Annotated in this window: 17 protein-coding genes; 1 reads left to right on the plus strand and 16 read right to left on the minus strand. The window is 65.1% G+C overall.

Features of this window, described 5'->3' with window-relative positions:
- The first annotated feature begins 4 nt into the window (after positions 1-4).
- Entirely contained in the window at positions 5-733 is a 729-nt protein-coding gene (locus HU770_RS19805) for a thioredoxin family protein (RefSeq protein WP_095064404.1), read from the plus strand.
- Positions 734-765: 32 nt separating this feature from the next.
- Here HU770_RS19805 and ureG read toward each other — a convergent pair whose 3' ends face one another.
- From ureG to HU770_RS19885, 16 genes are all read right to left on the minus strand, one after another.
- Positions 766-1389, minus strand: coding sequence for an urease accessory protein UreG (gene ureG / locus HU770_RS19810; protein WP_033698357.1), 624 nt, complete (start codon positions 1387-1389; stop codon positions 766-768).
- 11 nt (positions 1390-1400) lie between these two features.
- Positions 1401-2075: an urease accessory UreF family protein gene (locus HU770_RS19815; RefSeq protein ID WP_186665086.1), complete on the minus strand. Its 675-nt coding sequence runs from the start codon at positions 2073-2075 to the stop codon at positions 1401-1403.
- The gene (locus HU770_RS19820) at positions 2075-2620 is read right to left on the minus strand and encodes a HupE/UreJ family protein (RefSeq protein WP_033698361.1); all 546 of its coding nucleotides are present in this window, start codon (positions 2618-2620) and stop codon (positions 2075-2077) included. Before HU770_RS19820 ends, HU770_RS19815 begins: the two co-directional genes overlap by 1 nt.
- 18 nt (positions 2621-2638) lie before the next feature.
- Positions 2639-3136, minus strand: coding sequence for an urease accessory protein UreE (ureE, locus tag HU770_RS19825; RefSeq protein ID WP_186665087.1), 498 nt, complete (start codon positions 3134-3136; stop codon positions 2639-2641).
- Positions 3137-3146: 10 nt separating this feature from the next.
- Entirely contained in the window at positions 3147-4850 is a 1704-nt protein-coding gene (ureC, locus tag HU770_RS19830) for an urease subunit alpha (protein WP_186665088.1), read from the minus strand.
- Positions 4847-5164, minus strand: coding sequence for an urease subunit beta (locus HU770_RS19835; RefSeq protein WP_186655819.1), 318 nt, complete (start codon positions 5162-5164; stop codon positions 4847-4849). Before HU770_RS19835 ends, ureC begins: the two co-directional genes overlap by 4 nt.
- A gap of 19 nt (positions 5165-5183) precedes the next feature.
- A complete protein-coding gene (locus HU770_RS19840) occupies positions 5184-5486 on the minus strand; it encodes an urease subunit gamma (protein ID WP_033698369.1) in 303 nt (100 codons plus the stop codon).
- Between the two features lie 10 nt (positions 5487-5496).
- Positions 5497-6330 (minus strand): urease accessory protein UreD, encoded by an 834-nt coding sequence (locus HU770_RS19845; protein WP_033698371.1) that lies wholly within the window; start codon positions 6328-6330, stop codon positions 5497-5499.
- Between the two features lie 242 nt (positions 6331-6572).
- Positions 6573-7487 (minus strand): tyrosine-type recombinase/integrase, encoded by a 915-nt coding sequence (locus HU770_RS19850; protein WP_186655832.1) that lies wholly within the window; start codon positions 7485-7487, stop codon positions 6573-6575.
- 198 nt (positions 7488-7685) lie between these two features.
- A complete protein-coding gene (locus tag HU770_RS19855; protein ID WP_186665090.1) occupies positions 7686-9947 on the minus strand; it encodes an ATP-dependent DNA helicase in 2262 nt (753 codons plus the stop codon).
- The gene (locus tag HU770_RS19860) at positions 9944-11593 is read right to left on the minus strand and encodes a VRR-NUC domain-containing protein (protein ID WP_033698377.1); all 1650 of its coding nucleotides are present in this window, start codon (positions 11591-11593) and stop codon (positions 9944-9946) included. The genes HU770_RS19855 and HU770_RS19860 overlap by 4 nt, the downstream gene beginning before the upstream one ends.
- Positions 11594-11740: 147 nt before the next feature.
- Positions 11741-13048, minus strand: a complete 1308-nt coding sequence (locus HU770_RS19865) for an MFS transporter (protein ID WP_238347524.1) — start codon at positions 13046-13048, stop codon at positions 11741-11743.
- Positions 13049-13147: 99 nt separating this feature from the next.
- Positions 13148-14365, minus strand: coding sequence for a fumarylacetoacetate hydrolase family protein (locus HU770_RS19870; protein ID WP_186665124.1), 1218 nt, complete (start codon positions 14363-14365; stop codon positions 13148-13150).
- Positions 14366-14391: 26 nt separating this feature from the next.
- A complete protein-coding gene (locus HU770_RS19875; protein ID WP_047583135.1) occupies positions 14392-15462 on the minus strand; it encodes an Ldh family oxidoreductase in 1071 nt (356 codons plus the stop codon).
- 16 nt (positions 15463-15478) lie between these two features.
- Entirely contained in the window at positions 15479-17059 is a 1581-nt protein-coding gene (locus HU770_RS19880) for an aldehyde dehydrogenase (NADP(+)) (RefSeq protein ID WP_186665094.1), read from the minus strand.
- A gap of 35 nt (positions 17060-17094) precedes the next feature.
- On the minus strand, positions 17095-18636 hold the full coding sequence (locus tag HU770_RS19885; RefSeq protein ID WP_186665096.1) for an altronate dehydratase family protein: 1542 nt from the start codon (positions 18634-18636) through the stop codon (positions 17095-17097).
- Positions 18637-18717 lie beyond the last annotated feature (81 nt).

Here is an 18717-nt window from a genome sequence, read left to right on the forward strand (position 1 = left end):
CGCCATGAGCACGCATGAAAACAGGCATGAGGTGGTATCCCGCAGCCAGTGGCTGGCCGCACGCCGGCAACTGTGGCTGCACGAAAAAGCCTTCACCCATCAACGCGACGCGTTGGCCGCAGCCCGTCGCGCCCTGCCTTGGGTCAAGGTCGAACAACCCTATCGCTTCCAAGGCCCCGAGGGCGAGCTGAGCCTGACTCAGCTGTTCGCTGGCCGCAGCCAATTGCTGCTCTATCACTTCATGTTTGTCGAGGGTTGGGATGAAGGTTGCCCAGGCTGCTCGTTCCTGGCCGACCATTTTGACGGCGCCAACCTGCACCTGGCGCATCACGACGTGTCACTGGTGGCCGTGTCGCGGGCACCCTACGCTGAATTCCAGTCCTTCCGCCAACGCATGGGCTGGCAGTTTCCCTGGTATTCGTCGGCGGGCAGCGGCTTCAACGAGGACTTTGGGGTCAGCGTTGGCAGCGAAGGCCCTCGGCAATACAACTATGAGCCCTACGCCGGCAGTGAAAGCGAGCTGCCAGGGCTGAGCGCGTTTTATCGGGACGATGACGGCAGCGTTTACCACACCTACTCGACCTATGCCCGTGGGTTGGACATTCTGGTCAATACCTACAACTTTCTCGACATCGCGCCATTGGGGCGCAATGAAGCCGGGACCATGGACTGGGTACGGCACCATGATCGCTATGAAGGGCAGCCTGGCACGGCGCATTGCTGTCACGATTGAGTGTTGGGGCCGCAAAGCGGCCCCCTGTATTTTCAGCCCCGCACGCCAAGCATGCCGCGCTCGATGATGAAATCGATCACCGCCTGCAAGCCCTCACCCTTCTTGAGGTTGCTGAAGGTCCAGGGCCGCTGCGGGCGCATGCGCTGGGTATCGCGCTCCATCACTTCCAGCGAAGCGCCGACATACGGCGCGAGGTCGGTCTTGTTGATCACCAGAAAGTCGGACTTGGTAATGCCAGGCCCGCCCTTGCGCGGGATCTTTTCACCCTCGGCAACATCGATCACGTAGATGGTCAGGTCGGCCAGCTCCGGGCTGAACGTGGCACTTAGGTTGTCGCCACCGCTCTCCACGAAGATCACTTCAAGGTTACCGAACTTGCGTGCCAAGGCTTCCACCGCCGCCAGGTTCATCGAGGCATCTTCGCGTATCGCCGTGTGCGGGCAACCGCCGGTTTCCACGCCAACAATGCGCTCGGGCTCAAGGGCGCCGGCTTCGGTGAGGATGCGCTGGTCTTCCTTGGTGTAGATATCGTTGGTCACTACGGCGATCTGGTAATGATCGCGCATGGCCTTGCACAGGGCTTCGAGCAGCGCGGTCTTGCCAGAGCCGACCGGGCCGCCGACACCGACGCGCAGGGGTTGTTGATAGCTTTGCATGAAGGCAGTCCTCAGGAGCGGAACAAACGGGTGTATTGGGTTTCATGACGCGATGAAGCGATTGCCAGCAATGGCAGGCCGCCACCGAGCTGGTCATCGCTCAGGGCCAGGGCATGGTCGAGCACAGCAGGCAGCGCTTGGCCAAGGTCGCGGAGCAAGGTTTGCGCCGCCTGCTGGCCGAACGGCACCAGCTTGACCCCGGCCATGACCGCGCCCTCCAGCCAGGCAAAACCAAGGCCCAACGCCAACTGGCGCAGCGGGATCGACCAGTGCGCGCCAAGCCAGGCCATGCCGCCCAGTTGTGTGAGTTCAAGGCTGGCCCGCCAGGCCGGCGCCTGCCCCAGTTGCCAGCCATCGAGCAGGCGCGCCAGCGCCGAACCGCGTTGCTGTTCTTCCAGGCGCAGCTCGGCGGTTTCGCGGTTGGCCAGCAGAAAGCGGCTCCAGTGGCTGAACGCATCGGCATCTGCGGCTTGGCAGGCCTGATACAGGCGCGCCAGCACGGGCCAGTCGATGCAGCCCAGGGTGTCGTGCAGTTGCTCGCGTTGCCAGGCGCTGAAGCTGCCGATATCCCGTACCCAGCCCGCTTCGACCGCCCACTCAAGGCCTTGCGAGTAGGTGAACCCACCCACTGGCAAACCTGGGCTGGCCAGTTGCAGCAGGCGCAGCAGCGCCAGGTCGCCGTCCATCAACCGGCCAGTACCAGTGCGGCGCCGGCCAGCAGGCCACCACCAAAGGCTTTTTGCAGGCCGCTGTGGCGGCGCAACAGGCAACCGACCGCGAACCCGGCCGCCAGCAGCAGGCCACTGACCGCCACAAAGCCCGCACTGAACTGCCAGAACGCGCTGGGCGTGGCCTCCACGCCATGCGCCCAACCGTGGAACAAGGCGAACACCGGCATGGCCAGCGCCAGCAACAGCTGGCGGCTGGGCAGCAACAGGGCGCCTGCAGCCACCAGCAACGACACGCTGATCATTGCCTCCATGCCCAGCACATCGCCAAACAGATGGCCGCACACCGCGCCCGCGAACATCGCCGCCAGGGTCGCCAAGGGCAACGCCAGGTTGCGTCGGGTCAGCGCAGCGAGCACGCCGGTGCCCAGCAGCATCAGCAGGTGATCGAGGCCGGTCAGCGGGTGCAACAGGCCATCCTGCAAGGGGTTGTTGTCGTGGCCCGGGTGGGCGAAGGCCGGCAGCGCCAGCATCAGCAGAAACAGGGCGAAAGTCTTTTTCATCGGTTGCTCCAGGGCAGTTCAGGAATGGGCAGGCAGGCGCACGAACGGGTGATCGTGGCCATGGCTGTGGCTATGCGGTGCGCTCTGGTAGGCGCCGGCCTCGGGCTCGAACGGCGCCTGCTCGGTGACCACCGTCAGGCCCAGGCCACGCAGCATGTCGTCGAGCACATAGTCGTGCTGGTAGCGCAACAGGCCGGGCTCGATCTGCAGCGGTACATGGCGATTGCCCAGGTGGTAGGCCGCGCGCGCAAGCAAGTGCGGGTCGACGCAACGCACCGTCGAGACCGTCTCGGGCGCGGCCAGCACCCGGATAACCTGGCCGCCGTCGGCATCGGCCAACAGTTCACCGCCGCGCAGCAAGTGGCCGCGCGCGAGCATCAGCCCGGCGTCGCGGCCATCGTCCAGGGTCACCCGCAAACGGCTCTTGATGCGGCTGTCCACATCCAGGGTGACGCTGCCGGTAACGGTTTCGGGAAGCGCGCCAAGCGCGGTGATCCGGCGATTAAGGACTATCATCTGTGCTCCTTCAGAACAGGAAGTAACGCTGGGCCAGCGGCAGTTCGCGGGCCGGTTCGCAGACCAGCAGCTCGCCATCGGCACGCACCTGGTAGGTTTGCGCATCGACCTCGATGACCGGCTGCAAGGTGTTGTGGACCATGTCGGCCTTGCGCACGCGCCTGCAGCCATGGGCCACGCCAATCAGGCTGCGCAGGTTCAGCGCCTGGGCCAGGCCGCGGTCCATGGCGGTCTGAGACAAAAACGTCATGCGCGTGGCATGGCGCGCCGCCCCCAGGGCGCCGAACATCGGCCGGTAATGCACCGGCTGCGGCGTAGGGATCGAGCCATTGATATCGCCCATCGGCGCGGTGACGATCATCCCGCCCTTGATCACCAACGCGGGCTTGACCGCGAAAAAGGCCGGCGCCCACAGCACCAGGTCGGCCAGCTTGCCCACCTCCACCGACCCCACCTCATGGGCAATGCCGTGGGTCAGCGCCGGGTTGAGGGTGTATTTGGCGATGTAGCGCTTGACCCGGAAGTTGTCGCTGTAGCTGCTGTCGGGGGCCAGTGGCCCACGGCGCAACTTCATCTGGTGGGCTACCTGCCAGGTACGCAGCACCACCTCGCCGACCCGGCCCATGGCCTGCGAGTCGGACGAGGTCATGGCGAAGGCGCCCATGTCGTGGAGGATGTCTTCGGCAGCAATGGTTTCGCGGCGGATGCGCGACTCGGCGAACGCCACGTCCTCGGCGATGCTCGGGTCCAGGTGGTGGCAGACCATGAGCATGTCCAGGTGTTCGTCGACCGTGTTGATGGTGTACGGCAAGGTTGGGTTGGTCGAGGACGGCAGCACGTTGGCCTGCCCTGCAGCGCGGATGATGTCCGGCGCATGGCCGCCGCCAGCGCCCTCGGTGTGGAAGGTATGGATGGTGCGGTCACCGATGGCCGCCAGGGTGTCTTCGATGCAACCGGACTCGTTGAGGGTGTCGGTGTGGATCGCCACCTGGATGTCCATCTCCTCGGCCACGCCCAGGCAACAGTCGATGGCCGCCGGGGTCGAGCCCCAGTCCTCGTGCAGCTTCAGGCCCACGGCACCGGCGGCGATCTGCTCGCGCAACGCCTCGGGGCGCGACGCATTGCCTTTGCCCAACAAGCCGATGTTGATCGGCAGGCTGTCGGCCGCCTGGAGCATGCGCGCCAGGTACCACGGCCCGGGCGTGCAGGTGGTGGCATTGGTGCCGGTGGCCGGCCCCGTGCCGCCGCCAATGAAGGTGGTTACGCCGCTGGTGAGTGCCTCCTCCACCTGCTGCGGGCAGATGAAATGGATGTGCGAATCGATACCGCCGGCCGTGACGATCTTGCCTTCAGCAGCAATCACTTCGGTACCCGGGCCAACCGGTACAGTGACACCCGGTTGCACATCGGGGTTGCCGGCCTTGCCTATCGCGGCAATGCGCCCGTGCTTGACGCCGATGTCGGCCTTGACGATGCCCCAGTGGTCGATGATCAACGCGTTGGTCAGCACCAGGTCCATGGCCTCAGCCGCCAGCATCTGGCCCTGCCCCATGCCGTCACGGATGACCTTGCCACCGCCAAACTTGACCTCTTCACCATACACCGTGAAGTCCTTCTCGACCTCGACCCAAAGCGCGGTATCGGCCAGGCGCACGCGGTCGCCGACGGTAGGGCCGAACATGTCGGCATAGGCGCGACGGGAAATACGGCTCATACCCTGCCCTCCAGTGCGCCCATCACCTTGCCCTGGAAACCATACACCTCACGCTTGCCGGCATAGGCCACCAGTTGCACGGTGCGGGCCTGGCCCGGTTCGAAGCGCACGGCGGTGCCGGCCGGGATGTCCAGGCGAAAGCCCAGGGTGGGCGCACGTTCGAACACCAGTGCGTCGTTGACTTCGTAGAAGTGATAGTGCGAGCCGACCTGCACCGGTCGGTCGCCATGGTTGGCCACACGGACGCTCACCGTCGCGCGGCCGCTGTTGAGTTCGATGTCGCCGGCGGCGACCTGGATTTCACCTGGGATCATGCGGGGCTCCTGGCCGGGTTCAGACGATGGGGTCATGCACGGTCACCAGCTTGGTGCCATCCGGGAAGGTCGCCTCGACCTGCACGTCGTGGATCATTTCGGCGATGCCTGGCATGACCTGCTCACGGTTCAGCACTTCGCGGCCCAGGCTCATCAGCTCGGCCACCGTGCGGCCATCACGGGCGCCTTCGAGCACGGCGGCACTGATCAGCGCCACCGCTTCCGGGTAGTTGAGTTTCAGGCCGCGGGCCAGGCGCCGCTCCGCCAGCAGCGCGGCGGTGAACAGCAGCAGTTTGTCTTTCTCTCTCGGGGTCAGCTCCATGGCGCTTCTCTCAGGTAGCCCAGATACGCGGCGGGCAGGCAGGCAGGCCGATAACGGCCGGGCGCAGGACATGCCACAGGCGTTGCAAGGTGTGTTGCAGGTGTTGGTTGTCGTGGTCGAGCAGGCGGATCACCAGCAGCGACCCAAGCAAGGTCGCCCCAGCGGGGTTGTCCAGTTCGTCGAGCAAGGCCCGGACGTGCTCCAGCAGTGCGGGGTCGGCCGGAGTGGCGCAGAAGGTGGCCAGCAGCGGGTGGCCGGCGAGCTTGTCCAGTTGCCCGCCTTCGATGCGCAGCCGTTCGTACAGGCCGGGGTCGTCGGGCATTTCGATGTGCAAGCGGCTGTCGAGGGCGCCGTGATCGAAGCGTTCGTTCATGACCGGGCGGCCCAGGCACAAGGTTTCCCAGGCCAGCAACCGGGCGCCCGGCGCCAGGGTGAAACGGCTGTCGAGGCTGGCGCGGGCACCGGCGAAGAAGATGCTGTCCTGGGGCAACCATTCCAGGGTGCTGTCGGCGCCCAGGTGAAAGCGCTGGGCCAAGCGCGCGGTCGGGCCGATGCTGCGGTAGAACTTGCTGGCGCCAGGCATGGTCAGCAACGCATGGCTGCCAGGCTCAAGGTGGATATCCAACTCCAGCCGGTCGCCGGCGACGATGCCACCAGGCGGGTGCAGCACATACACATGGCACGGCGCCCCCTCAGGATAGAAAGGCCGCTGCACCAAAAGAGGTCCGAAATGCCGCCGCGCACCAAGGCGGGTCACATCGTCGCGTCGGCTAAAACGCAACTGCAGGTAGGCGCTCCAGCCCGCATCGTCTTGCTGTTGTTCGATCTGCTCCGCGAGCGACATCCTGCGGCCCCTGAAATCCGTGACCTGACGGCCGCTTAGAGGGTCAGGCAGGCGGCACTGAAGCGCTGCCAGCCTGACCACTCGATCAAATTCTCAGGCTGGATATAGCAGGTTGCGGGCCAACTACGCAGGTGAACGAAGATGAAACCGTCAGCGCAGCCGCTCTGGCATCGGGCACACGGGGCTACGGCGCACAAAGCGGGGGCGCGCGCAGGCCCTGTTTCGGTGCCGGGCCAGCCGTTTCAGTAGTCGAAGCGGTCTACGGCCCGCCGGCGTTCGTTGTCATCGCGGCGGTCGTAACTGGCGGTGGTCTGGATATTGGCATGGTGCGCGAGCTTCTGGGCAATCGACAGGTCGTGCTCTTCGATCACCCGGGTGATGAACGCACGGCGAAAATCATGAGGCATGATCTTCACGCCAACCTGCGCACCCCGCTGGCGGGCAATGTAATAGATCGCATGCTTGGTGATGCGTGCGCGGGTAATGTGATTGCCGCGGCGAATGCGGTTGAACAGAAATGGGTCGTCGGGTGCGCCCTCCGGCAAGTCATCGCGGCGCAGGTCCAGCCACGCCTGCAGCTTTTCGAACGCCCAAGGTGGCGCGTACTTGATCAACTGCCGGTTGCCCTTGCCCAGCACCTGCAGGCTGCGGGCTTCGAAGTCTACCTGGCTCAGGTCGATGTCCACCGACTCCGACTTGCGCATACCGGTGCCATACAGCAAGGCGATGATCGCCGCGTCGCGCACGCCTTGCGGCCGGGGATCGGCGGCGCACACCTCCATCAACTCGCGGATCAAGCTTCGGCGCAGGTTGCGCCCCGGTGGCAGGCGGCTGCCGGTGGCGGGCTTGACCTCGCGGATCCTCAGCAACTGTTCGTGGTCGATCAGGCCCTGGCGCCACGCCTCGTTCATCACCCCGCGTATTGCATTCACATACAGCGACGAACTGTTGGGGGCATAGCCATCTTCACGCAACGCAGCCACAAGGGCGATCACGTGGCCTGGGTCGAGCCGGTGCCACGGCACATCGACGATATTGCAGTCGGCAAAGCCCAGCCGGTCAGCGGCGTCCTGAAGGATGTAGCGCATGGTTTGCTGGCTGGAGGGGGCCAGGCGGGCCATGTACTGCAGCAGGGGGTTTTTCGAGAAATCGGTCACAACGTGAATCCTGTAGCGACGCTTGGACCGGTACGGGGACAGGCACAGCGCTAAGCGAGTCGGTGCATGGCCATCACCTTGATATTCAAGGAGATGTGCGAAGGTTCGGGGCGTGATCTTACCCCAATTGACAGCCGCTGAATGAAAGAAGGACTGCCGGCAAGTGTGGTGTTTCATTGGTACTTCTGAAACACCACACTAGTTAATAGCCGTCTGCCACCATCCGGGAAACATCTGCTGCACCCGCGCCTCGGCAAAGCGTTCGTCGATCAGCACCAGCACGCCTTGGTCCTGATCCCCGCGTATGACCCTGCCCGCCGCCTGAATGACCTTGCGCACGCCTGGGTACAGATAGGCATAGTCAAAACCGGCGCCAAACTGGCGCCCCAGGCGCTGCTTGAACTGTTCGTTGACGGGGTTGACCTGGGGCAGGCCGAGTGTGGCGACAAACGCCCCGATCAACCGTGTGCCGGGTAAATCCACACCTTCCCCAAACGCCCCGCCCAGCACCGCAAAGCCAACGCCGCAGCCGTCCAGCACAAAACGATCGAGAAATGCCTGACGCGCCGCTTCGTCCATGCCCGCCGCTTGGGCCCAGTGGGGAATGTGGCCGTAACGCTCAGCCAACAAAGCGACCACTTGTTGCAAGTATTCGAAGCTGCTGAAAAACGCCAGGTAGTTGCCGGGCTTGCGCTGATACTGCTCGGCGATCAGTTCGACAATCGGTGCCAGCGAGGCGTGGCGCTCACGATAACGGGTCGACACCTGGCTGGCGATGCGCACTTCGAGCTGCTCGGCGCGGAACGGCGCCGCCACTTCCAGCCAGGCCGTGTCGGCCGGCATGCCGAGCAGGTCACTGTAGAAATGCCGTGGACTCAGCGTGGCGGAAAACAGCGTTACGCTGCGCGCCGCCTGCATGCGAGGCGCCAACAGCCGCGCCGGGGTGATATTGCGCAGACACAGGGTCGCCAGCCGCCGCTTGCGCAGGCTGTCGCGCACGGTGATGTCGAAGATGAAATGCTCGTCGAACAGTTCAGCGACCCGACAGAATTGCAACGCCTGGTAGAAAAACTGCAGCACCTGCGCATCCACCTCGGCAGGTGCCTGATTCAAGCGCTCCTGAATCAGCCCGATGCATTGCTGCAAGGCACGCAAGAAGGCATCCGGCAACTGCTCGCTGGCCTGATACGGCGCCCGCTGCTCTTTGTACAACGCGTTCCACTGCCGGTTGAGGCGGTCCAGCGCACTGCTCAACCCTTGTGGCTTGCTCTGGCGCAAGGCAAGCAACTGGCCTTGATCCAGGCTGGCGCTGTACATGCCGCGACCGCGCTCGACCAGGTTGTGCGCTTCGTCCACCAGCACCGCCACCCGCCATTGGTTGGCCTGGGCCAGGCTGAACAGCAAGGCATGGGCATCGAAGTAATAGTTGTAATCGGCCACCACCAGGTCCACCCAGCGGGCCATTTCCTGGCCTAAGTAGTACGGGCATACCTGATGCGCCAAGGCCACTTCGCGCAGCTGGGCACGGTCCAGCAAGGGCAACCCTGCCGCCGCCTCGCGGGCAGCGGGCAGGCGGTCGTAGAAACCCTGCGCCAAGGGGCAGGACTCGCCATGGCAGGCCTTGTCGGGGTGCTCGCAGGCCTTGTCACGGGCAATCAGCTCCAGGGTGCGCAAGGCCGGTTGCGGTGTGGCATCGGTAATCTGGCGCATGGCATCGAGGGCCAGCGCCCGGCCCGGTGTCTTGGCGGTGAGGAAGAACACTTTGTCGAGTTGCTGCGGCACCATCGCCTTGAGCAACGGGAACAAGGTACCCAGCGTCTTGCCGATGCCGGTACTGGCCTGCGCCATCAGGCAGCGGCCTGTGCTCACCGCCTTGTACAGGGTCTCGGCCAACTGGCGCTGGCCCTGGCGGAACTGTGCATAGGGGAAGCCCAGGGCCTGCAGACCGCGGTCGCGCTCGGCCAGGCGCTGTTGCTGATGCTCGGCCCAGCGCAGAAAGCGCCGGCACTGGGTCTCGAAGAAGGCTTGCAGCTCGGCAGCACTGTGGTGCTCGCTGATCAGCGTCTGGCCGTCACTGTCCACGTCCAGGTACACCAAAGCCACATCGATTTCCGGCAATTGCCGCGCCTGGCACATCAGCCAGGCATAGACCTTGGCCTGCGCCCAGTGCAGCTGACGATGGTTGGCCGGCTGGCGCGCGAGGTCGCCGCGGTAGGTCTTGATCTCTTCCAGGCGATTGCAGCTGGGGTCGTAACCGTCGGCGCGGCCTCGCACCCTGAGGCTTTCGAACTGGCCTTCGAGGGCAACTTCCGACTCATAGTCGGCGGCGCGCCGCGCCACCACCCGCCGATGCCCTTCCATACCCTCCTGGGCGGTGGGCGATGGGGTAAAGCGCAGGTCCAGGTCGCCGACCTTGGCACTGAACTCGCACAAGGCGCGTACAGCTACGCTGTAGCTCACGCCGCCTCGCTCCAGCGCACATGGCACACCGCAACGGGCAGGCCCTGCGCACGGCAGAACTCCAGCCAGCGTAACTGGTTGTCTTGCAGGCGGTCGCCCGGCCCCTTGACCTCGACCATGCGATAACCACCCTGGTCGGGCCAGAACTGGATCAGGTCGGGCATGCCGGCGCGGTTGTTGCGGATGTCCTGCAACAGCCGCAGGAAGCATTGCTTCAGATGGGCGGGCGGCAGGCAGGCCAGCGCCTGTTCAAGCAAGGTTTCGCTGAGCATGGGCCAGAACACGAACGGCGACTGCAGGCCTTGCTTGGCGGCATAGCAGTCGAGAATGGCCTGGCGATGGCTGCCATCGTCCAACCGCCCCAGGCAACGCTCGAACTGGGCACTGCGCCGTTGCTGGAAGTCGCTGTCGTGCAAGTCCTGGGGGGCGGCCTGAAACGGGTTGAAGAACGCGCCCGGTACCGGCGCGAAAATCGCTTCCCAGCACAACAGGCCGAACAGGCTGTTGAACAACGTGTTTTCCACGTAATGAACCTGCCCTCCGGCCTCGGCCAAGTGTTGGCGCACGGCCTCCTCGACGCCCAAGGCGGCGTGCTCGCGGGGCAGCTCCAGTTCGATCAGTTGCAGTTGCGCTGCGCGCTGGCGCCGTTGCGGCGGCCCGCCGAGCTTGCGCGCCAGGCGCGGCAGCATGCGTTCGAGCGCCTGCACCTCCAGCGCGTTGGCCGGGGCCGCAGCCAGTTGCAGGGCAAGCGCATGTGCCTGTGGCCACTGTTCGCTGCGCTCCAGCACGCGTACCTGGCGGATACGCGCCTGGGCATGGCTGCACTGGCCATACACGGCCATGGCCTGGTCCCAGTCACCCTGCCGTTCGCATTGCTGGCCCAGGGCGAACAGCAGGCGGGCATGGCGCCGGGCCAACCACGGGTTGTCACTGTGCAGCCCTGTCATCGCGCCGAGGATCGACAGCGGCTCGTCACCTTGCTCCAGCCGCTCGGCGCACTGGTGCAAAGCCATGGCCAAGTCGACCTCGGCGCGATGGCGCAGGGCCCGCGAATCGCTGCTGAAAGGCACGCGCTCGTAGCGCAACAGGCCAAGGTCGGCGAGCACGAAGTCCGACCAGTCCTGGTACAGGTTGCCGAAGAACAACAGGCGCATGCGGTCACACAACGGTTGCAGGCACCACTGGAAGATGCGCACGTCGCTGTCGGCAAACCACTGCGTCAACGGCCGGGGCGCGAGCCCCAGGGGTTGCAGCTGTGCGAGCAGGTCGTGCTTGGCGGCCCGTGGGCGGCTCAACTGCCCGGCGAAGCACTGCGCCAGCTCGTCCTTGCGCAGCATGGTGAACAGCTGTTCCAGCGCCAATTGTGCAGGCTCCCGCACCCATCCCAAGGCCTGCAGCGGCTGCAAGGCCTGCTCGGTATCGCCGACTTCGGCGTACACAAGCTTGTCACTGCGAAACAGCTCGCCCTTGCGCATAACCATACGCACCATCAGGGCCTGGGCGCGGCTGTCCAATTGGGCAAAGGCCTGGATGAACGCCAGCTCCTGCTCGTCGAGCAGGTCGTCATAGCGCTGTTCGACCCATGACAGCACCTGGCGGAAGTTGTGCAGGTAATAGAACGGGTCGTCGACGGAATGGGCAATCACGGGGCGAGGTCGGGCAGTGGAGAAAGGATACTGGTTATACATACAGATAGACGGGCCTGGCAATAGCCGTAGGTCCGTTCTGTTGTATGGGGGGCGGGCTTGCGTCGCGAAAGGCCGCCCCACAGGGATCTGCGCGCGCCGGATCGATTACTCGGTCACACCTGCTAGTGTCCCCGACTCGACCTTGGCACTGCCGATCGGCGCCTTCAGCAGCAGGAAGTAAGCCACCGCCGAGCACAGCGCCACGATCGCGCTGATCATGAACGCCGTGTTGAACGAGCCCGAGTACTGAATGCTGAAGCCGGTGACGATCGGTGCCACGGAGCCTGCAATGTAGCCGCCGAAGTTCTGGATCGAGCCGAAGGACGCCACCCGCGGGCTGTCGACGATGGTGTTGACGATCATCCAGGCGGTGGCACTGGCCATGTTGATGCTGAACAGCGCCAGGCACAGCAGGATCACGCAGCCGGTCAGGCCGCTGACGTAGGACAACGGCAGGGTGAACAGCGCGGCCAGCACCAGGCCGGTGATGACGCTGAACTTGCGGCTGCCAAGGATGCTCATGCCCCGCTTGACCAGCAGGTCGCAGAAGCGCCCGGCTACGATCGTGCCCGCCGCACCGAAGCCATAGGCCAGCGACACCACCCAGGCAGTCTTGTACAGGTCCAGCCCGTGCTCACGTTCGAAGTAACCGGGCAACCAGGTCAGGTGCAGCCAGAGCATGTAGATCACGCCCATGAAGCCCAGTACCGCCCCCCAGGTGCTGCGGTGCTTGAACAGGTCGAGCCAGCCCGCGAAGTACGAAGGCTTCGCCGCCTGCGGGATGGCCGTGGCTGGCGATTGCTTGTGCGCGCTCGGCAGCGGTTTGCCTTCGGCGGCGAGCTCGGCCAGGTACTGCGCCTTGCTCTTGTAGAAGGTCAGCCAGCACAGCGCCAGCACCACGCCGATCAGGCCGGTAATGATGAACATGCCACGCCAGCCGAAATTGACCATGAACAGGGTCAGCAAGGGCGGCGCCAGGCATGGGCCCAGGCAGGTCGAGGACCAGACGATGCCAGTCGGGGTACCGCGTTCATTGGCATCGAACCATTCGGACAAGGCCTTGGCCGCCGACGGGAACATCGGCGCCTCGCCAATCCCCAGCAACACACGCAGGCCCATGAAGCCGGCAAAGCTGTTGACCATGCCGAAAGTGGCCTGGGCCACCGACCAGGCCAGCAACGAGGCGCCCAGGGCGATCTTGCTGCCCAGGCGGTCGATGATCATGCCCATCGGCAACTGGGCAAAGGCGTAGGCGATGGAAAACGCCGACAACAGAATGCCCATCTGCGAGGGGCTGATCATCATGTCTTTCTGGATCGAGGTGTTGGCGATCGACAGCGCGCTGCGGTCCAGGTAGTTGACGATGCCGATCAACAGCAGGAACACGACGGTGAGGCGCTGATACTTCTTCATAGGGTTCATTGGGTGGCCTTTATTATTATTGTTGCAGCGCCTTCAGCGCCTTGGCGGTCCATCTATCCTGTTACGTTCATCCCTGGGGCACGGCAGCCGTCAAGGTTGGCGTGCCGTCACCGCTGCTTCGAGCAGGCCGCGCCGGCTCAGGCTGTCGATCAGCGCGCGCAGGCCGAAGCCCCATTGCGGCGCCTGGTCGCTGGTGGTCACACGGTTGCACAAGGTACCCAGTTGCGCGTTGCTGATGGCGACCAGGTCGCCTGGCTTGTGGGTGAAGCCGTTGCCGGGCTGGTCGCGGTCCTGCTTGGGGGCGAACAGAGTACCGAGAAACAGCACCAGCCCGTCGGGGTACTGGTGGTTTTCGTTGAGGGTCTGCTGCACCAGGTCTTGCGGGTCACGGCTGATCTGGCGCATGGAGCTGCGGCCAGCAAGAATGAAGCCGTCCTGGCCTTCGACACGCAAGTCCACTTCGGCGTTACGCACATCGTCCAGGCCAAAGCTTTCATCGAACAGGCGCAGCAATGGCCCCAGCGCGGTGGAGGCGTTGTTGTCCTTGGCCTTGGACAGCAGCAAGGCACTGCGCCCCTCGAAGTCGCGCAGGTTGACATCGTTACCCAGCATGGCGCCCTTGATGCTGCCGTCGCTCGATACCGCCAGCACCACTTCCGGCTCCGGGTTGTTCCAGCTGGACTTGGGATGGATGCCGATGTCGGCGCCATGCCCGACCGCCGACAGCGGCTGCGCCTTGGTGAACACTTCGGCGTCCGGGCCAATGCCCACTTCCAGGTATTGCGACCACAGGCCCTGCTCCACCAGCACCTTGCGCAGCGCTTCGGCCTGGGCAGAACCCGGGATGATCTGCGAGAGGTCCGCACCGATGCGGCTGGCCAGGGTGTCGCGGATGGCATCGGCCTTGGCCGGGTCGCCCTTGGCCTGCTCTTCCACCACCCGCTCCAGCAGGCTGGCGGCAAAGGTCACACCGGCGGCCTTGACCGCTTGCAGGTCGATCGGCGCCAGCAGCCAGGGCAAACGTGCGTCACGCTGGCTGGGGTCGCTGTTGCGCAGCAACGCCGGCAGAGCGATCAACGCCTCGGGCAACGGCAGCGCGCGCAGATAAGCAACCGGGTCGGCCACTTCGAGCAAGGCCGAAACGGTCGCTACATGGGCGCTGATATCGTGCACGGCGCCCGCTTTGACCAGCACCACGGCGGGGCCCTGATCGGGCAGCCAGACCCGGCCGACCCAGGTGCCGCTGTCGAACACGGCGATGTCGTGGCTTAGTTGCAGCGGTGGCGTGGCATTCGATTGGTCGGTCATGTGGGTACCCTTGTTGTCATTGTCATTCATTGAGCCAGCGCCTGCGAAAGTGGCGCCAGTTGCAACTGCCCAGCCAACTGGTCGAGGTCATCGAGCACGTGCGCCGACAGGCTCACCCCCTCCTCCAGCGCGTGTCGGCGCAAGGCCAGGCCGGCCTGGCCTGGCAGGCGTACCGGGCGTTCGGGGTCTACCGGGCGGCTGGCGAGGACCAATTGGCCGAGGAAGCTGGTTTCGTCGGTGAATGCTTGCAGGCCGCCGAAAAAGCGCGGGTCGATGACCACGGCGGTGGCCGACGCGCCCCACTGGTCCGGGGCGTCCTTGCGACCATGGCCAGCCAGCCCCGAGGTCAGCGCCTCGACCAGAATCGCCAAGGCAAAGCCCTTGTGACCAAAGGCCTGGCCGCCCAGCGGCAGGATGCTGCCCTGCGGCTGGCTGAAGAAGTCGCGCGGGTCATCGCTCAGTTGGCCGTCGTTGCTCATCAGCACCGGGTGCGGCAGCTTGCTGCCGGCATCACGGCACTGGCCGACCAGGCCCAGGGTCACGGTGGACATGCTCACATCCAGCAGGATCGGCTCGCCCTGGGTCGGTATGCCGGCGGCAATCGGGTTGGGCGTGAACACCGGGTCGACCCCGCCATGGGCACAGACCAGCCCCACCGACGGGTCCGACGAATACACCAGGGCCACCAGGCCACGGTCGGTGTAGGGTTTCAGGTACGCTGCCAGGCAGCCGATGTGCGCGGCCCGGCGCACCACAGCAATGCCGATGCCCTGTGCACTGGCCCCTGTGGCCGCGCAGTCGAGGGCGCGGCTGACGCAGTAAGGGCCGAGCAGGTAATGGCCGTCGAACAGGCTGGAGACCCCGCTGTCCGACACCTGCTCCAGCGCCTGGGCTTGCGCCTTGACCTGCCCGCTGAGCATACCGCCGATATAGCGGCTGACCAGGTTCAGGCCATGGGTGCGATGGCCCAGCACTTCGCCTTCGAGCAGCACCTGGGTCACCACTTGGGCGACCTCGGCATCGGCACCTGCTTTTTCGAACAGTTGCTCGACGAAAGCAGTGATTACCTGCACGTCGTAGCGTCTGGTTTGAGTCATGCCTGGCACTCCACGATCAGTTCAGGGCCGCGCGGCTTGGCTTGCCATCGACCAGGCGCTGTATGCCCAGCGGGTTGGCGTTCTGCAAGGCGGCGGGCAGCAAGGCATCCGGCACGTTCTGGTAGCACACCGGGCGCAGAAAGCGGTCGATGGCCAGGGTGCCGACCGAGGTGCCACGGGCGTCCGAAGTGGCCGGATACGGGCCACCGTGCACCATCGCATCGCACACCTCGACCCCGGTGGGGTAGCCGTTGAGCAGAACGCGACCGACTTTCTCTTCCAACGCACCGAGCAGATGGCCGTAGCCCGCGAGGTCCGCATCGTCCGCCAGCAGCGTGGCGGTCAATTGCCCGCGCAAGGCCGCGACCGCACGCAGCAGCTCGGCGTCGTCGGCTACCTGAACCACTACCGTGCAAGGGCCGAACACTTCTTCCTGAAGCAGCTCGTCCTGCTCCAGCAGCAGGCTGACATCGGCCTCGAACAGGTGCGGCTGGGCCTGATTACCCTGTTGCGCCAGGCCACTCAACCGCTTCACCCCCGGGTGGGCAGCCAAGGCCTGCAGGCCTTTGCCGTAGCTGTTCAAGGTGCCGGCGTTGAGCATGGTCTGTGGCGCTTGGTCAGCCATGTGCCCGGCCAACTGCTCGATGAAAGCATTGAACGCCGGTGAGCGAATGCCCAGGACCAAGCCCGGGTTGGTGCAGAACTGGCCACAGCCCTGCACCACCGAAGCGGTGAGTTCCTTGGCCAGTTGCGCGCCGCGGTTGGCCAAGGCCTGAGGCAGTACCAGCACCGGGTTGATACTCGACATTTCGGCGAATACCGGTATCGGCTGTGGCCTTGCCGCCGCCATGTCGCACAGCGCACGCCCGCCCTTGAGCGAACCGGTGAAGCCCACTGCCTGGATGCCAGGGTGCTTGACCAGTGCCTCGCCAACGCCGCCACCGAAGATCATGTTGAACACACCGGCCGGCATGCCGGTGCGTTCAGCGGCCCGGATCACGGCCTCGGCGACCCGCTCGGCGGTGGCCATATGGCCGCTGTGGGCCTTGAAAACGACCGGGCAACCGGCCGCCAGGGCCGCTGCGGTGTCACCCCCCGCCGTGGAGAACGCCAGGGGGAAGTTGCTAGCCCCAAATACCGCCACCGGGCCTACGCCAATGCGGTACTGGCGCAAATCAGGCCGTGGCAGAGGCGTACGGGCAGGCAGTGCCTGGTCGATGCGGGCGCCATAGAAGTCACCCCGGCGCAGCACCTGGGCGAACAGGCGCATCTGCCCGCTGGTACGGCCGCGCTCGCCGAGGATACGGGCCGTTGGCAGAGCCGTTTCCTGGCAGGTCAAAGCGATGAAGTCTTCGCCGAGGGCGTCGAGCTCGTCGGCAGTGGCCTCCAGGAACTCGGCGCGGCGCACGGATGCCAGGTTGCGAAACAGCGGGAAGGCCGCAGAGGCAGCATTCACGGCGTTGTCGACCTCGGCCAGGGTAGCCTGGTGGAAAGCGACCGACAGGCGTTCACCGGTGTGGGCATCGACGCTGTAGACCAGGGTCTGGCCCTGAGCGCTGCGCTGGCCGGCAATGAAGTTGTATCCGCTAACGTGCATAGGGGTTGCCTCAAAAATCAGGAATGGGCTGTCGATCAGGTCACGGCGCCGATCTGCCAGGGCACGAACTCGTTCTGCCCGTAGCCGTGCTGTTCGCTTTTGCTGCGCGCGCCGGACGCGATGCGCAGCATCTGATCGAAGATGTACGCGCCGCGCTCTTCGATGCTGGTGGAGCCATCGGCGATGCCACCGCAGTTGACGTCCATGTCTTCTTCCTGGTGCTCGAACACCCGGTTGTTGGTCGCCAGCTTGATGGACGGTGCCGGCGCGCAGCCGTAGGCCGAGCCGCGGCCGGTGGTGAAGGCGATCAGGTTGGCGCCGCCGGCAACTTGGCCAGTGGCCGAGACCGGGTCGTAGCCCGGCGTGTCCATGAACACCAGGCCCTGGGCCCGCACCGCTTCTGCGTACTGGTAGACATCGACCAGGTTGCTGGAACCGGCCTTGGCCACCGCGCCCAGCGACTTCTCGAGGATGGTGGTGAGGCCACCGGCCTTGTTGCCGGCCGAAGGGTTGTTGTTCAGTTCGGCATTCATGCGCTGGCAGTAGTCTTCCCACCAGTGGATGCGGGCGACCAGCTTCTCGCCCACCTCACGGCTGACCGCGCGACGGGTCAGCAGGTGCTCCGCGCCATAGATTTCAGGTGTTTCGGAAAGGATCGCCGTACCACCAGCGGCCACCAGGCGGTCGACGGCATTGCCCAACGCCGGGTTGGCGGTGATCCCCGAGTAGCCATCGGACCCACCACATTGCAGGCCTACGATCAGGTGGCGCGCACTGACCGGCTCGCGCTGCACCTGATTGGCCTCGGCCAGCAGCCCCTTGACCTGCTCGATGCCGGCGGCGATGGTCTTCGAGGTGCCACCGATGCCTTGGATGGTAAAGGCGCGCAGCTGGGTGCTGGTGGTCAGCCCCTGGGTTTCGAGCAGGCTTTCGATCTGGTTGGTTTCACAGCCAAGGCCGATGATCAGCACGGCAGCGAAATTGGCGTGTACGGCATAACCCGCCAGGGTGCGACGCAACAAGCTCAGCGCCTCGCCAGAGGGGTCGACCGCGCAGCCGGCGCCGTGGGTCAATGCCACCACGCCATCGATGTTGGGGTAGTCGGCCAAGGCTGCGGGGTGAATGTCGCGGCGAAAGTGGTCGGCCACGGCCCGGGCCACGGTCGCCGAGCAGTTCACCGAGGTGAGAATGCCAATGTAGTTGCGGGTGGCCACCCGCCCATCGGCACGCACGATGCCCTCGAACACCGCCTCGCGGCTCGGCGTGCTGCGGGCATCGACGCCAAAGGCGTAGTCACGGGCGAAATCGCCCATCTGCACGTTGTGGACGTGTACATGGTCGCCAGCGTCGATGGGCTGGGACGCAAAACCGATGATCTGGCCATAGCGGCGCAGGGGCTGGCCCTGCGCCACACGCTGCGTGGCCACTTTGTGCCCCGAGGGGATCGCCTGGCGCACGGTGATCGCCTCGGCGTCCAGGTGCAGGCCTTCAGGCAAGGCTTGGCGGGCGATTAGGACGTTGTCCAGCGGGTTGAGGCGGATGACGGCAAGGTCACCGGATCGGGCAATCAGTTGCATGGGACCTCTCAGGGCGGTGCGGCTGACTTCTTGTTATGGCGACGCCCGTTCGATGCCGGGCGAATCTGCGACCACTGTAAG

Source organism: Pseudomonas sp. SWRI68, assembly GCF_014269165.1.
GTDB classification, from domain to species: Bacteria; Pseudomonadota; Gammaproteobacteria; order Pseudomonadales; family Pseudomonadaceae; genus Aquipseudomonas; species Aquipseudomonas capeferrum.

Excerpts from the sequence above, each read along its gene's own strand:
- HU770_RS19835 (WP_186655819.1), bottom strand. The coding sequence starts at position 5,164 with ATGATCCCAGGTGAAATCCAGGTCGCCGCCGGCGACATCGAACTCAAC.
- ureC (WP_186665088.1), bottom strand. The coding sequence starts at position 4,850 with ATGAGCCGTATTTCCCGTCGCGCCTATGCCGACATGTTCGGCCCTACC.
- ureG (WP_033698357.1), bottom strand. The coding sequence starts at position 1,389 with ATGCAAAGCTATCAACAACCCCTGCGCGTCGGTGTCGGCGGCCCGGTC.
- HU770_RS19865 (WP_238347524.1), bottom strand. The coding sequence starts at position 13,048 with ATGAAGAAGTATCAGCGCCTCACCGTCGTGTTCCTGCTGTTGATCGGC.
- ureE (WP_186665087.1), bottom strand. The coding sequence starts at position 3,136 with ATGATAGTCCTTAATCGCCGGATCACCGCGCTTGGCGCGCTTCCCGAA.
- HU770_RS19840 (WP_033698369.1), bottom strand. The coding sequence starts at position 5,486 with ATGGAGCTGACCCCGAGAGAGAAAGACAAACTGCTGCTGTTCACCGCC.
- HU770_RS19875 (WP_047583135.1), bottom strand. The coding sequence starts at position 15,462 with ATGACTCAAACCAGACGCTACGACGTGCAGGTAATCACTGCTTTCGTC.
- HU770_RS19815 (WP_186665086.1), bottom strand. The coding sequence starts at position 2,075 with ATGGACGGCGACCTGGCGCTGCTGCGCCTGCTGCAACTGGCCAGCCCA.
- HU770_RS19805 (WP_095064404.1), top strand. The coding sequence starts at position 5 with ATGAGCACGCATGAAAACAGGCATGAGGTGGTATCCCGCAGCCAGTGG.
- HU770_RS19870 (WP_186665124.1), bottom strand. The coding sequence starts at position 14,365 with ATGACCGACCAATCGAATGCCACGCCACCGCTGCAACTAAGCCACGAC.
- HU770_RS19845 (WP_033698371.1), bottom strand. The coding sequence starts at position 6,330 with ATGTCGCTCGCGGAGCAGATCGAACAACAGCAAGACGATGCGGGCTGG.
- HU770_RS19820 (WP_033698361.1), bottom strand. The coding sequence starts at position 2,620 with ATGAAAAAGACTTTCGCCCTGTTTCTGCTGATGCTGGCGCTGCCGGCC.
- HU770_RS19880 (WP_186665094.1), bottom strand. The coding sequence starts at position 17,059 with ATGCACGTTAGCGGATACAACTTCATTGCCGGCCAGCGCAGCGCTCAG.
- HU770_RS19885 (WP_186665096.1), bottom strand. The coding sequence starts at position 18,636 with ATGCAACTGATTGCCCGATCCGGTGACCTTGCCGTCATCCGCCTCAAC.